This window comes from Variovorax sp. LjRoot290, assembly GCF_964253985.1.
Classification (GTDB): domain Bacteria; phylum Pseudomonadota; class Gammaproteobacteria; order Burkholderiales; family Burkholderiaceae_C; genus Variovorax.
In genome coordinates this window covers 5545002-5558912 of sequence record NZ_CAXURW020000001.1, presented here as the reverse complement: position 1 = coordinate 5558912, position 13911 = coordinate 5545002, and the positions used below count along the sequence as shown (strand labels likewise).

10 protein-coding genes are annotated in these 13911 nt (G+C 70.8%); 6 read left to right on the top strand and 4 right to left on the bottom strand.

The window, feature by feature from the left end; translation table 11 throughout:
• Window positions 1-2: 2 nt before the first annotated feature.
• Together ACSQ9A_RS27410 and glnE are read right to left on the bottom strand one after the other, a co-directional pair.
• The gene (locus ACSQ9A_RS27410; protein WP_436306005.1) at window positions 3-1031 is read right to left on the bottom strand and encodes a septal ring lytic transglycosylase RlpA family protein; all 1029 of its coding nucleotides are present in this window, start codon (window positions 1029-1031) and stop codon (window positions 3-5) included.
• Window positions 1024-3783 (bottom strand): bifunctional [glutamate--ammonia ligase]-adenylyl-L-tyrosine phosphorylase/[glutamate--ammonia-ligase] adenylyltransferase, encoded by a 2760-nt coding sequence (gene glnE, locus ACSQ9A_RS27405; RefSeq protein WP_436306004.1) that lies wholly within the window; start codon window positions 3781-3783, stop codon window positions 1024-1026. Before glnE ends, ACSQ9A_RS27410 begins: the two co-directional genes overlap by 8 nt.
• Before the next feature lie 25 nt (window positions 3784-3808).
• Here glnE and ACSQ9A_RS27400 point away from each other — a divergent pair, with 25 nt between their 5' ends.
• The 4 genes from ACSQ9A_RS27400 to ACSQ9A_RS27385 are packed head-to-tail and all read left to right on the top strand — an operon-like array spanning window position 3809 to window position 11491.
• Window positions 3809-7924 carry a YhdP family protein gene (locus tag ACSQ9A_RS27400; protein WP_436306003.1) on the top strand — a complete coding sequence of 1372 codons (4116 nt, stop codon included), beginning with the start codon at window positions 3809-3811 and terminating at the stop codon, window positions 7922-7924.
• 27 nt (window positions 7925-7951) lie between these two features.
• Complete coding sequence (locus ACSQ9A_RS27395; protein ID WP_436306002.1) at window positions 7952-8767, top strand: carbon-nitrogen hydrolase family protein; 816 nt, start codon at window positions 7952-7954, stop codon at window positions 8765-8767.
• Window positions 8768-8793: 26 nt separating this feature from the next.
• Window positions 8794-10845: a two-component system sensor histidine kinase NtrB gene (locus ACSQ9A_RS27390; RefSeq protein WP_436292203.1), complete on the top strand. Its 2052-nt coding sequence runs from the start codon at window positions 8794-8796 to the stop codon at window positions 10843-10845.
• Window positions 10846-10867: 22 nt separating this feature from the next.
• Window positions 10868-11491 carry a response regulator transcription factor gene (locus tag ACSQ9A_RS27385; RefSeq protein ID WP_436292027.1) on the top strand — a complete coding sequence of 208 codons (624 nt, stop codon included), beginning with the start codon at window positions 10868-10870 and terminating at the stop codon, window positions 11489-11491.
• Here the strand turns inward: ACSQ9A_RS27385 and ACSQ9A_RS27380 are convergent.
• A complete protein-coding gene (locus ACSQ9A_RS27380) occupies window positions 11488-12141 on the bottom strand; it encodes an OmpA family protein (protein WP_093108592.1) in 654 nt (217 codons plus the stop codon). The genes ACSQ9A_RS27385 and ACSQ9A_RS27380 overlap by 4 nt on opposite strands.
• A gap of 38 nt (window positions 12142-12179) precedes the next feature.
• Window positions 12180-12341 (bottom strand): hypothetical protein, encoded by a 162-nt coding sequence (locus ACSQ9A_RS27375; protein WP_185878812.1) that lies wholly within the window; start codon window positions 12339-12341, stop codon window positions 12180-12182.
• Between ACSQ9A_RS27375 and mltA the strand changes: the two genes are divergently transcribed.
• A complete protein-coding gene (gene mltA / locus ACSQ9A_RS27370; protein WP_436306001.1) occupies window positions 12340-13488 on the top strand; it encodes a murein transglycosylase A in 1149 nt (382 codons plus the stop codon). The genes ACSQ9A_RS27375 and mltA overlap by 2 nt on opposite strands.
• Before the next feature lie 45 nt (window positions 13489-13533).
• Window positions 13534-13908: an SMR family transporter gene (locus ACSQ9A_RS27365; RefSeq protein WP_093108594.1), complete on the top strand. Its 375-nt coding sequence runs from the start codon at window positions 13534-13536 to the stop codon at window positions 13906-13908.
• Window positions 13909-13911: the final 3 nt, after the last annotated feature.

Sequence of the window (13911 nt, the reverse complement as noted above, 5' to 3'; positions counted from 1 at the left end):
GGTCAGCGGCGCTCGACGATCATCGGCGCGAGCTGCAGCCCGTTGCGCACCTGCTCGGCCGTGTCGCGCGCCAGCTCGCGTGAGGCATAGGGCCCGAGCTGCAGCCGGTAGGTGCCGCGCTCCGCGAACACGTTGAGCGCCGGCGCGAGCGTGGGCAGGCTGCGTGCCACCTGCTGCTGGAAGCGATCGACGCCGTCGCGCTGGCTGAAGGCGCCCAGCTGCACCCAGAAGCCCGAGCTCGGCGATGAGGCCGATGCAAGCGTGGCCTCGGGCGCTGCTGCCGGCAACGGCGCGGCTTCGGCCGTGAGTGGCGGCAGCGCGGCGAGCTCGCGCACCTCCGCGCGCGGCGCGGCGAGCACTGGGCTGGTGAGGGCCGCAGGCACGGCCACGCTGTCGGGCGCAAGCGGGCGTGGCGCCACGGGGGCGGCCGACGCCAGCGCTGAAGTGCCCGTGTCGCCACGCCGCCATGTACCCGCGCGGATGTCCTCGTTCGTGATGCGCTCGATCTCCACCGGCGCGACGCCGCGCAGCAGGTCGAGCTTGAGGGCCGCGGTGTAGCTCAGGTCGATGATCCGGTCGTCGTGGAAAGGGCCTCGGTCGTTCACCCGCACGACGGCTTCTCGTCCGTTGGCCGGGTTGCGCACGCGCACGTAGCTCGGCAGCGGCAGCGTCTTGTGCGCGGCCGTCATCGCGTACATGTCGTAGGGCTCGCCGCTGGCGGTGGACTGATTGTGGAATTTGCGGCCGTACCAGGAGGCGAGGCCGGTTTCGCGCCACGGCCGGTCGTCGGTGATCGGCACATAGGACCGGCCCAGCACCACATAGGGCTTGCTGGTGCCCCCGCTGCCGCGGATCGCTTCCACGCGCGGCTCCGCATCGGGAACCTGGCCGAGGCCCGCGGGCGGATTGGCATCGGGACCGTCGCGTCCGATGCCGGGGCCGCCACGCGGCCCACTGGCGCAACCGGCCAACAGCAGCAGCACCGCGCCGGCGACCAGCGCGAGGCTGCGTGCACTGGCCGGCCTAGCCAAACACCACCTTCCACAAGGCCAGCATGGCCTCGCGCTCGGCCACCAGCGAACTCATCGGCACCTGCGTCGGCTCTTCGTTGAGCCGCGCCCGGTGCTGTACGCGCCGCAGCTCGCGGTAGGCGGCGGCCGCGTTCGCACCGATCCCTTCGGGCAGCAGGCCGGCTTTCTCGGCGCGCAGCAGCAGCGCGATGTTGCCCACGTTGGGAATCAGCTCGGGATGCGCCTTCGCTTCCGACAGCACGAGGAACTGCACCGTGAACTCGGCATCGACCATGCCGCCCGCGCTGTGCTTGACGTCGAAACGGTCGGCCTTGACGGGACGCGCGGCGCGCACCTTGTCGCGCATCGCGACGATCTGCGCCTTGAGCGCGTCGCGGTCGCGCGGCGCGGTGATCACCGCCTCGCGGATGCGGTCAAAGCGTTTGCCCAGCGATGGATCCCCCAGCACGAAGCGCGCGCGCGTCATGGCCTGGTGCTCCCAGGTCCACGCGGTGTTGCTGCCGCGGCCGAGCTGGTACTTCTCGTAGGCCTCGAAGCTGGTCGTGAGCAGGCCCGAGTTGCCGTTGGGCCGCAGCGCGGTGTCGATCTCGAACAGGTCGCCCTCGCGGGTCTTGACCGTGAGCCAGTTGATCAGCTTGCGCACATAGGCCGCGTAGACCTCGCCGGCGCGCTCGTCGTCGTCGTCGTAGACGAACACGATGTCCAGGTCGCTGCCGTAGCCGAGCTCCTTGCCGCCGAGTTTTCCGTAGCCGATGATCGCGAACTGCGGCGCCTCGCGGTGCGGGTTGCGCACATGGGGCCAGCACCAGCGCGCCGTCACGCGCAGCACCGCATCGGCCAGGGCGCTGAGATCGTCGGCCACCTGCTCGACCGTGATGCGGCCGTCGACGTCGCGCGCCAGCGTGCGGAACACCTCAGCGTGGTGCGCATGGCGCAGCAGGTTCAGCAGGCGCTCCTCGTCGGCCTCGCCGGTCTGGCGCAGCGAGAGATGGCGGGCTTCCAGCTCGCGCTCGAACTCGGTGGCCGAGAAGCGCCCGGCCAGCATCTCGTTGCTGGCCAGTTCGTCGATCACCCCGGGATGCTGCATCAGGTAGCGTGCCGGCCACTTGGCCGAGCCCAGCAGGCGCAGCAGGCGCTCCTGCACCGCCGGCCGCTCGACCAGCAACGCGATGTAGTTGTCGCGCCGGAGCAAGGGTTCGATCCAGTCGGCCCAGCGCAGCGCGGCCTCGACATGGTGGCCGATCTGCCCCGGGGCTTCGCTGTCGGGTTCGCGCAGCCACTGGCCGGTGCGCTGGACGAGCTGGCGCAGGCGCGCGCGGGTTTCGTCGCGCAAGGCGGTCACCCGCGGGTTTTCGCACCAGTCCCGGATGCGTTCGGCAAAGGCCGGCGGCAGCTCGTCGATCAGCTCGCTCAGGTCGACCGGTGCAGGGTTGGCGCTGCCGCTGTTGCAGCGCGAGCAAGGCTTCTTGCCGCCCAGCAGCTTGTCGAATTCCTGCGCAACGAATTCGCGGTGCGCATCGAGCTGCGACAGGAAGAGGCAGCAGTCGGCATAGCCGAGCGTGTGCGCGATCCAGCGCAGGTCTTCGTCGTGGACCGGCAGCACGTGGGTCTGCTGGTCGTCCAGGTACTGGATGCGATGCTCCACCCGGCGCAGGAATTCGTAGGCCGCGGCCAGCGCATCGGCCGTTTCCTGCGGCATCAGGTTGGCGCGCGCCAGGCGCTGCAGCGCATCGAGCGTGGGCCGGGTGCGCAGCTCGGGGAACTTGCCGCCGCGCACCACCTGCAGCAGCTGCACCGTGAACTCGATCTCGCGGATGCCGCCGCGCGAGAGCTTGACGTCGTTGGCGCGCTCGGGCCGTCCGGCGCTGCGGCGCGCGGCCTGCTCGCGGATCTGCCGGTGCAGCGTGCGCAGCGAGTCGAACACGTTGTAGTCCAGATAGCGCCGGAACACGAAGGGCAGCACCACGCCGCGCAGCGCCCGGGCCGAGCAGTCGTCGACCACAGACTGCGGCGCCACCACACGGCTCTTGAGCCAGGCGAAGCGCTCCCACTCGCGGCCCTGCACCTGGAAATACTCTTCGAGCGCATCGAGCGACACCGCGCTGGGCCCCGAATTGCCGTTGGGGCGCAGCGCCAGGTCGACGCGGAACACGAAGCCGTGCGCGGTGGTGTCGCCCACCAGCGCATAGATGCGCTTCACGGCGCGCGCGAAGTACTCCTGGTTCGCGAGGCGCGAGCGCCCGTCGGCATCGCCCGCGGTCTCGCCGTCCTGGTCGTAGAGATAGATCAGGTCGATGTCGCTCGACACGTTGAGCTCGCGCGCGCCGAGCTTGCCCATGCCCACCACCCAGAGCTGGGCGCGCTGGCCCTCGGGGCCGAGGGGCGCGCCGTGCTGGGCGTCGAGTTCGGCGCAGGCTTCGCGGCAGGCGTCATCGAGCGCGAACTCGGCCAGCTGGGTCACGGCGGTGGTGACCACGGCCAGCGGCGCATGATGGTCGCAGTCCAGCGTGATGAGCCGCTCCATCACCAGCTGCCGCACGGTGCGCAGCGCATCGGCCACGTTGTCGCCGCGCTCGCGCAGCGCCCGGAAGGCCTGCGCCATGTGCTCGCGCAGCGGCTCGCCAGGCGGCAGCAGCGCGAGTTCGGACGCGTAGCGGCGGCGCAGGCGCTGCACGAAGCGCGAGTAGTCGGACAAGGAGGGTGCCGCGATGACTTCGGCTTCGGTGGAACCCGGGTGGGAGCTGGCGGTCATAATTCCTGACACAGCGCGATCCTCAATGAACGACACGACGTCTTCCCCTTCACGTCTGCTTCTCAAGATCACCGCTGTGACGGCGCACTGGTTGTTGGGTTTGCTGATAGGTGCATGGCTGCTGCTTGCGCTGTCAGTCGTAGTCCTACACGTCTGGATTGTGCCGCGAATCGGCGACTACCGTGGCGCGCTCGAAGCGCAGGCCAGCAAGGCCATGGGCGTGCCGGTGCGCATCGGTTCGATCACGGCCCAGTCCGGCAGCCTGTTCCCGAGCTTCGAGCTGCGCGACGTGGTGCTGCTCGACGAGCGCCAGCGCGAGGCGCTGCGCCTCGCGCGCGTGGTGGCCAGCGTCTCGCCGCGCTCGCTCTGGCGCCTGAGCTTCGAGCAGCTCTATATCGAGCAGCCGCAGCTGGAGGTGCGGCTGGACGTGCTCGGCAAGCTGCACGTGGCCGGCCTCGACATGTCGACCGACACCACCGGCGAAGGCCGCGGGGCCGACTGGTTCTTCGCTCAGAGGGAATTCGTGATCAAGGGCGGCACCGTGCGCTGGACCGACGAGCGCCGCGGCGCCGCGCCGCTGCTTTTGACCGACGTGCAGTTCGTGGCCCGCAACAGCAGCCGCCGCCATGCGATGCGGCTCGACGCCACGCCGCCGGCCGGCTGGGGCGAGCGCTTCACGCTGCGCGGCCAATTCCGCCAGCCGCTGCTGTCCGTGCGCAGCGGCAAGTGGCAGAGCTGGCACGGCCAGGTCTATGCCGAGCTGCCGCACATCGACGCCACGCGCCTCGGCCAGTACGTGGCGCTCGACGCCCGCATCCGCGAGGGCAACGGCGCCCTGCGCGTCTGGGCCGATGTCAACGAGGGCAAGGTCATCGGCGGCGCCGTCGACCTGGCGCTGACGCGCGTCGACACCTCGCTCGGCAAGGGGCTCCAGCCGCTGGTGCTGCGCGCCGTCACCGGGCGCCTGGCCGGCCGCATGACCGACGAGACCCTGGAGTTCTCCACCACGAATCTGCAGTTCGATACGGCCGATGGCATGCGCTGGCCGGGCGGCAACCTGTGGTTCCAGCACACGCCGGCGAAGGGCCGCACGTCCGAACGCGGCGCCTTGCGTGCCGACCGGCTCGATCTCGCGGCGCTGGCGCTGATCGCGGATCGCCTGCCGCTCGGCGAGGCGACGCACAAGCTCATCGGCGGCCTGGAGCCGCGCGGCCTGGTCGAGCGCATCGACGCGAACTGGCAGGGCTCGCTCGGCGCGCCAGACAAATACCAGGCGCGCGGCCGGGTCAGCGGCTTCGGCGTCGCCTCGCAGCCCGGCACGCCGAGGGCCGCTGTTCCCGCGGCACCGCGTTCCGCCGCTGCCGCGCCGACGCAGCCACTGCCGCCGGTCGGCGCGCCCGGCCTGCGCGGCGCGACCATCGACTTCGATGCCAGCCAGGCCGGCGGCAGCGCCGCGTTCTCGATCGCGAACGGCGCGCTCGAGTTTCCGGGCGTGTTCGAGGATCCGATGATTTCGATCGATCAGCTGTCCACCCAGCTCACCTGGAAGGTCGACGGCGAGAAGACCCAGCTGCAGCTCGCCAACCTGAAGTTCGCCAACGCCGACGCCGAGGGCGAGGCGCAGGCCAGCTGGCGCACCAGCGACCCGGCCGTCTCGCGCGGGCGCTCGCGCTTTCCGGGCGTGCTCGATCTGCAGGGCAAGCTCAACCGCGCCGACGGCACCCGCGTGTTCCGCTACCTGCCGCTGCACATCCCCAAGCACACGCGCGACTACGTGCGCGACGCGGTCACCAAGGGCAGCGCCAGCGTGGTCGATTTCAAGGTCAAGGGCGACCTGTGGGACATGCCCTTCACCGACCCGCGGCACGGCGACTTCCGCATCGCCGCGCGCGTGGCCGACGTCACTTACGCCTACGTGCCGCCTGCGGCGGGCGAGGCGAAGGTATGGCCCGCGCTCAACGGCCTCTCGGGCGAACTGGTCTTCGAGCGCGCCGGCATGCTGGTGCGCAACGCGCGCGGGCGCGTCGTCGGCGCGCCCGGCATCGAGATCGCCAAGGCCGAGGCCCAGATCGCGGACATGGCACATCTCGCACCGCTGCTCAAGGTCGACGCCCAGGCCAAGGGCCCGCTCGGCGAACTGCTGCGCGCCGGATCACCGCTCGCGGGCGAGGCCGGGCCGACGCTGGCGCACGCGCGCGCCACCGGCAACGCCGACTACCGCCTGCGCCTGGAACTGCCGCTCGCCGCGATGGACAAGGCGAAAGTGCAGGCCAGCGTCGCCCTGGCCGACAACGAGCTCCAGATCGCCCCCGAGATGCCGCCACTCACCCAGGCGCGCGGCACGCTGAGCTTCACCGAAAGCGGCTTCTCGCTGGCCGGCGTGCAGGCCCGCGCGATGGGCGGGGCGCTGCGCATCGAGGGCGCCGGCCGCTATGCCGGCGCCGCCAACGAGCTCAGCCTGCGCGCCCAGGGCACGGCCACCGCCGACGGCCTGCGCGCGGCGCGCGAGGTCGACTGGCTCGCGCGCCTGGCGAAAAACACCAGCGGCAGCACGCCCTACACGGCCTCGTTCACGGTGCGCGAGGGCGCCTCCGAGTTCTCCTTCGTCAGCAGCCTTCAGGGCCTCGCGCTGCAGCTGCCCGCACCGCTGGCCAAGCCGGCCGACGAGGCGATGCCGCTTTCGATCGAGAAGAAGGTCGTTCTGCGCGAGGCACGCCCCGGCGCTGCGGCGCTGCTGCAGGACCGGCTCTCGATCGAACTGGGCCGCGTCGGATCGGCCTCCTACGTGCGCGACATCTCCGGCAGCGAGCCGCGCGTGCTGCGCGGCGGCATCGGCATCGGCCTGGCCGCGGGCGAATCCGCGGCGGCGCCGGAGCGCGGCGTGCTTGCGAACATCCAGCTCGCGCGCATCGACGTGCCGGCCTGGCAGGCGCTCTTCAGCGAAACCACCGGCAAGCCGGCAGAGGCGACCGGCAGCGACGCCGCTGCCGACGACGCGTCCGCCTACTTGCCCACCATCCTCGCGGTGCGCGCGAAGGAGCTCGCGGTCGGCGGCCGCACGCTGCACAGCGTGGTGATGGGCGGCACGCGCGACGGCGCGCTGTGGCGCGCCAACATCGATGCCACCGAGTTGAGCGGCTATGCGGAGTACCGCAGCGCGCAGGCCGGGCGCCTGCATGCGCGGCTCGCTCGTCTCAAGATCGCGCCCAGCGAGGCCACCGCGGTCGAGTCGCTGCTCGACGAGCAGCCCGGCACGCTGCCGGCGCTCGACATCGTGGTCGACGACTTCGAGCTCCTGGGCCGGCGCCTCGGCCGCGCCGAGATCGACGCGGTGAACCGCGGCGGCGCGGTCCGCGAATGGCGGCTCAACAAGCTGGCTTTCAGCATGCCCGAAGCCACCTTCACGGCCCAGGGCAGCTGGGCCGCGGTGCCGGGCAGCACGGCCGCACGCGGACGCGGCGAGCAGCGCCGCACCACCATGGACTTCAAGCTCGAGATCGCCGACGCCGGCGAGCTGCTCGGGCGCTTCGGCATGAAAGACGTGGTGCGGCGCGGCCGCGGCCGGCTCGAGGGCGAGGTCCACTGGAGCGGCTCGCCCTTCTCGCTCGACTACCCGAGCCTGGGCGGGCAGCTGCAGGTCGATGTCGAACAGGGTCAGTTCCTCAAGGCCGATCCGGGCATCGCCAAGCTGCTCGGCGTGATGAGCCTGCAGGCGCTGCCACGGCGCCTTACGCTCGACTTCCGCGATGTGTTCAGCCAGGGCTTCGCTTTCGATTTCGTGCGCGGCGACGCCAAGATCAGCCAGGGCGTGGCCAGCACCAACAATCTGCAGATGAAGGGGGTCAACGCCGCCGTGCTGATGGACGGCTCGGCCGACATCGCGCGCGAAACGCAGAAGCTGCGCGTGGTGGTGGTGCCCGAGATCAATGCCGGCACCGCGGCGCTGGTGGCCACCGCCATCAACCCCGCGATCGGCCTGGGCACTTTCCTTGCGCAGATGGTGCTGAGCCGGCCGCTGATCGCGGCCGCCACGCAGGAGTTCCAGATCGACGGCACCTGGGCCGACCCGAAAATCGCCAAGGTGCCGCGCCGGCCGCTGCCCGAAGCCTTGAGCGCGCCGGTGGCGCCCGCGCCGCGCTGAAAGAGGAAGAACAACGGAGATCCGCACATGAAAGTCGCAGCCATCCAGATGGTGTCGGCCATCGCCCGCGAAGCCAACCTGGCGCGCGCCCACGCGCTGCTGGGCGAAGCCGCCGCCGCCGGCGCCGAGCTCGCCGTATTGCCCGAGTACTTCTGCATGATGGGCGCGCGCGACACCGACAAGCTGGCGTTGCGCGAGACCGCCGGCGCCGGCACGGTGCAGGGCTTCCTGGCGGACGCGGCGCGCGCGTTCGGCCTGTGGATCGTCGGCGGCACGCTGCCGCTCGAGAGCGGCGACGAGACCCATGTGTTCAACAGCTCGCTCGCCTACGCGCCGGACGGCGAGCGCGTGGCCCGCTACGACAAGATCCACCTGTTCTTCTTCGACAACGGCCGCGAGCGCTACGACGAGCGCCGCGTGATCGCGCCCGGCGCGCAACCCGTCTGCTTCGATCTGCCCTCGCGCGACGGCCACCGCTGGCGCATCGGCATGAGCGTGTGCTACGACCTGCGCTTTCCCGAGCTCTACCGCGCGCTCGCGCGCCAGGGCGCCGAACTGCTGCTGGTGCCCAGCGCCTTCACGCGCACCACCGGCGCCGCGCACTGGGAGGTGCTGCTGCGCGCCCGCGCGATCGAGAACCTGGCCTGGGTGGTCGCGCCGGCACAGGGCGGCACGCACGAGAACGGGCGCCAGACCTGGGGCCAGTCGATGGTGGTGGACCCCTGGGGCACGGTGGTGGCCGAGCGCGCCGTCGACGAAGGCGTGGTGCTCTTCGAAGTCGACGCGCAGCAGATCGAACGCGCACGCGCGCAGCTGCCCGCGCTCTCGCATTGCGTGCTCTGAGCTTCCGAACGGTGTCGTCGACCACGCTGCCCGCCGCCCGCACCCTTCGCCACGCCTTCGCGTGGCTGCGCTTCCTGCGCTCCGTCTGGCGGCGCTGGTTCCTCTGGGTGCTGCTGGCCGTTCTGGTGCTGGCGCTGCTGGTCACCGTGGTGTGGCTGGCGGGTCGCCACGAAGTCGAGCAGGTCCAGACCGCGCTGGATCGCGACACCGCCGATGCGGTGTCCGACCTGCGCAGCGGCCTGCAGCGCAACGCGCAAAGCCTGCGCGCCTCCCAGGCCAGCGGCATGGACCGGGAGCACTGGCCCATCGAAGCCGCGGCGCTGCTGCGCGAGCACCGCGAGTGGCTCAGGCTCGAGTGGCGCGACGCCGCGCTGCGCCCGCTGGCCGCCGTCGACACGCCCTACCGCCGGCGCGTGTTCGAGGAATCGAGCCGCAGCGTGGACCAGTCCGACGTCGCGCTCGCCTGCGCCGCCGCACGCAAGCTGGGCGCGCCGGCCTACTCGCCGAGCCACTACGTCCCCTTCGTGCCGAGCGGCGGCCTCGAGGTGATGGAGCTGTGTCTGCCGGTCGACGGCGGCGGCTACCTGGTGGCCACCTATTCGCTGCGCGACACGCTGGTCGAACTGGTCGCGCCGACGCTGACGCGCGGCCAGGAGGTTGCCTTCACCGAGGCCGACGGCACCCGCCTGGTGGCCGTCGGCGCGGCGCGCCGCCTGGGCACGCGCGTGTTCACTTCGCAGCAGCTCGTGGACCTGCCCGGTACCACCCTGATGCTGCGCGTCGACGGCTGGCGTGCCGCGCCCGATCTCTTTCCCAATCTGCTGACCGCGCTGGTCACCGCGATCTCGATCGCGCTGGTGTCGGTGCTGGTCCTGCTGGCGCGCGACACGCGCCGGCGGCAGCGCGCCGAACGCGACCTCGCCGACGCGCTGGCCTTCCGCAAGGCGATGGAAGACTCGGTCATCACCGGCCTGCGCGCGCGTGACCTGCAGGGGCGGATCACCTACGTGAACCCCGCCTTCTGCGAAATGGTGGGCTTCAGCGCCGAGGAGCTGCTGAACCATGCCGGCGAGGCGCCGTACTGGCCGACCGAGCTGGCGCACGAGTACCGCCGGCGCCAGGCCGCGCGGCTGACCGGTGGGCCGCCGCCGCGCGAAGGTTTCGAATCGGTCTTCATGCGCAAGGACGGCACCCGCTTCCCGGTGCTGATCTTCGAGGCGCCGCTGATCAACGCGCAGGGCGCCCAGACCGGCTGGATGAGCGCCTCCATCGACCTCAGCGAGCAGCGGCGCATCGAGGAACTCTCGCGCGCCAGCCAGGAGCGCCTGCAGGCCAGCGCGCGGCTGGCCACCGTCGGTGAGATGGCCTCGCTGCTGAGCCATGAGCTCACGCAGCCGCTGGCGGCGATCGCGAGCTATGCGAGCGGCTCGCTCAACCTGCTGCACGGTGCGGGCCAGGCGCAGCAGGGCAGCGACCATGGCGAAGTCGCGATGGCGGTGCGCCGCATCGCCGAGCAGGCCGACCGCGCCGGCAAGGTGATCCGCAGCGTGCACGACTTCGTGCGCCGGCGCGACCGCACGCGCGAGGCCGTCGCGCCGCAGGCCTTGCTCGATGCGGTGCTGCCGCTGGTGCGGCTGCAGGCGCGCAAGCTCGCGGTGCGCGTCGAGGTCAGCTTCGAGGAGCGCCTGCCGCGGGTGCAGTGCGATCGCACGCTGGTCGAGCAGGTGCTCCTGAACCTGGCGCGCAACGCGATGCAGGCCATGGACCTGCCGGAGCTCAGCGACCGCGTGCTGCGCCTGCGCGCGGCACGCGCCCGCGCGGTCGGCGAAGCCAGCGATGCCGGCGACAAGGCCGACACGCGGCGCTGGATCGAATTCTCGGTGGCCGACCTCGGCTGCGGCATCAGCGAAGAGGTGGCGCAGCACCTCTTCACGCCCTTCTTCACCACGCGGCCCGACGGCATGGGCCTGGGCCTCAGCCTTTGCCGCACGGTGGTCGAGCAGCACGGCGGCGCGCTGGTGTTCGAGCCGCAACGGCCCCGCGGCACGGTGTTCCGATTCACTTTGCCTGCGGCCTGAATCAGTCGATGGACCTTTCCTGATGCAACCCTTGATCGATGCCCTCATCTTCATCGTCGACGACGACGCCAGCGTGCGCGAGGCGCTGGCCTGGCTGCTGCGTTCGCGCCGGCTGGTGAGCGAACATTTCGCGAGTGCCGAAGCCTTCGAATTGCGTTTGATGGAGGAGCCGCTGGCCGATCAGCCGCACTGCCTGCTGCTCGACGTGCGGATGCCCGGCACCAGCGGGCTGGTGCTGTTCGACCGGCTGGCCGAGCGCGGCCTGCTGGAAGTCATGCCAGTCATCTTCCTGACCGGCCATGCCGACGTGCCCACGGCGGTGGACGCGGTGAAGCGCGGCGCCTTCGATTTCTGCGAGAAGCCCTTTTCCGACAACGCGCTGGTCGACCGCATCGAGCATGCGCTCGGCGCCTCGTTGCGCGCCATCGAGGCGCAGCGCGCGCGGCGCCTCCTGATGCGCCGTGTCGAGGAACTGACCGAGCGCGAGCGCGAGGTGATGCGGCGCGTGGTCGAGGGCCTGCCCAACAAGCTGATCGCCGAGCAGCTCTCCATCAGCGTGCGCACGGTGGAGGTCCACCGTGCGCGCGTGTTCGAGAAGATGGAAGTCAAGTCGGCCGTGGAACTGGCCAACCTCCTGCGCCCTTAGCCTTGCGGGCGTTCGCCCACATAGATCTCAACGCGCCGGTTCTGCGCCCGGCCGGCATCGCTGTTGTTGTCGGCGACCGGTTCGCGCGAGCCGCGGCCTTCGATGCGGAAGGCCTGCTGCGGCACGCCGCGCGCGATCAGGTAGTCGCGCGTGCTGGCGGCGCGGTCGACCGACAGCGGGTTGTTGATCGCGTCGGTGCCGGTGCTGTCGGTGTGGCCGATGATGCGGACCTCGGCGTTCGGGTTGTTGCGCAGGCCGTTGGCGAACTGGTTGAGGATCGGCGCGAAGTTCGGCTTGATGGCAGAGCGGCCGGTGTCGAAAGAGACGTCGCTCGGGATCGCGAGCTTGAGCTCGTTGTTGGGGGTCTGGGTGACGGCGATGCCGGTGCCCTGCGTGGCGGCCTGCATCTCGCGCTTCTGCGCTTCCATGCGTTGCGACCAGAGATAGCCGCCCAGCGCGCCTGCGGCCGCACCGACCGCAGCGCCCGTGCCGATGGCGCGGCTGTCGCCGCCGGTTGCCGATCCGATGACCGCGCCGCCAAGGGCGCCGATGCCGGCACCGATGCCCGTATTGCGCTGGGTGTCGCTCATGCCGGCGCAGCCCGAGAGCACGAGGGCGGCTGCGGTGGTGGCGAGTACGAGTTTTTTCATATGAATTCCTTTTAGACGCTGGATTCAGCGAGGAGGAATTATGTGGAGCCCCCCGGCGGTGGCTCGTCGGACGAAGACTCTTTTTCAGAATCACCCGCATCGTGCATTTCGCCGCGCTTGCGCCCTGAGAACATGGTCCACCAGACGATCAGCACCAGCACGATTCCGGCGCCCAGCGCTTCAAGCAAAATCAAACCCATGACAAAAGGACTCCAGTGGCTGGTCGGGCTCGCGATCGTAGCAACGCTCGCCGGCTGTTCGGTCGGCACCTTGCAGCCCGAAGCAGCGACAACGCCCGCGGCCGTGCCGGGCACCAGCGCGCAGCGCGAGCTGGGACCGCTCACCGGATCGCTCGCGCATCCCAAGAGCCGCTGGGTGCCCGTGTCCTGGTCCGAGCTGCCGGGCTTCGGCGACGACGCGCTGCATGAAGGCTGGGGTGCACTGATCGCGAATTGCGCGCGCCCCAACGCGGCCTTCGCGCCGCTGTGCCGCGAGGTGCGCCAGCTGGCGCTCGCCGAGACTGATGAACAGCGCGAATGGATGCAGCAGAGGCTGCAGCCCTACCGCGTCGAATCGCTCGCGGGCGGCCAGAACGAAGGCAAGCTCACGAGCTATTACGAGCCGGTGTTCGACGCTTCGCGGCGGCCGACCGCCACCCACACCGTGCCGCTCTACCAGGCGCCCGCCGGTCTGGTGGCGCGCCGTCCCTGGTACACGCGGCAGGAGATCGACACCCTGCCGCAGGCCCAGGCCGCACTGCGCGGCCGCGAGATCGCCTGGCTGGCCGATCCGATCGACGTGCTGATGCTGCACATCCAGGGCTCGGGGCGGCTGCGCATCACCGAGGCCGACGGCTCCCAGCGCACCGTGCGCGTGGCCTTCGCGGCCACCAACGAGCAGCCGTACAAGAGCGTTCAGCAATGGCTCCTGAGCCAGGGCGCGACGAAAGTCAGTCTGTGGCCGGACGACACCAAGCAGTGGGTGGCGCAGAACCCGCAGCGCCTGTCGCAACTGCTGTGGAGCAATCCGCGCTACGTGTTCTTCCGCGAGGAGCCGCTTTCCGAGACCGATGCGGCCTCCGGCCCGGTCGGTGCGCAGGGTGTGCCGCTCACGGCCGGGCGCTCGATCGCGGTCGACCGCGAGAGCATCCCTTACGGCACGCCGGTCTGGCTTGCCTCGCCCGGGCCGGTGGTGCCGCTCGCGAAGCTGGTGGTCGCGCAGGACACGGGCAGCGCGATCGTCGGCGCAGTGCGCGCCGACTACTTCGCCGGCACCGGCGCCGAAGCGGGGCGCCTGGCCGCGCGCGTGAATCAGCCTCTGCGTTTGTGGGTCTTGTGGCCGAAGTAACGGGTGCCAGGGCATGATCCTTGCCTTCGACGGGCAAGGATCTTCATGAATCTCCAGACCTTTTCGATCATCTTCGCGGGCGTGCTGCTCAACTCGGCGGCGCAGCTGATGCTCAAGGCCGGTGCCAAGACGCTGGGCACGGTGGCCATGGGCAGCGGCGCCTCGCTGATGGCGGCCGCATGGAACGCGGCCACGCAGCCGTGGATCCTGCTCGGCCTGGTCTGCTATTTCCTCAGCGCAGGGCTGTGGATCCTCGCACTGACGCGCGTGGACGTGACCGTCGCCTATCCCATGCTGTCGATGGGCTACGTGATCGCGGCCCTGCTCGCGTGGCAGCTGTTCGGCGAGCCGCTGACCGCCGGCCGGGTGTTGGGCATCGCCATCATCATGGCGGGCGTCGTGGTGCTGGGCCGGAGCTAGGGT

Excerpts from the sequence above, each read along its gene's own strand:
- ACSQ9A_RS27395 (WP_436306002.1), top strand. The coding sequence starts at position 7,952 with ATGAAAGTCGCAGCCATCCAGATGGTGTCGGCCATCGCCCGCGAAGCC.
- ACSQ9A_RS27385 (WP_436292027.1), top strand. The coding sequence starts at position 10,868 with ATGCAACCCTTGATCGATGCCCTCATCTTCATCGTCGACGACGACGCC.
- glnE (WP_436306004.1), bottom strand. The coding sequence starts at position 3,783 with ATGACCGCCAGCTCCCACCCGGGTTCCACCGAAGCCGAAGTCATCGCG.
- mltA (WP_436306001.1), top strand. The coding sequence starts at position 12,340 with ATGACAAAAGGACTCCAGTGGCTGGTCGGGCTCGCGATCGTAGCAACG.
- ACSQ9A_RS27375 (WP_185878812.1), bottom strand. The coding sequence starts at position 12,341 with ATGGGTTTGATTTTGCTTGAAGCGCTGGGCGCCGGAATCGTGCTGGTG.
- ACSQ9A_RS27365 (WP_093108594.1), top strand. The coding sequence starts at position 13,534 with ATGAATCTCCAGACCTTTTCGATCATCTTCGCGGGCGTGCTGCTCAAC.
- ACSQ9A_RS27400 (WP_436306003.1), top strand. The coding sequence starts at position 3,809 with ATGAACGACACGACGTCTTCCCCTTCACGTCTGCTTCTCAAGATCACC.
- ACSQ9A_RS27380 (WP_093108592.1), bottom strand. The coding sequence starts at position 12,141 with ATGAAAAAACTCGTACTCGCCACCACCGCAGCCGCCCTCGTGCTCTCG.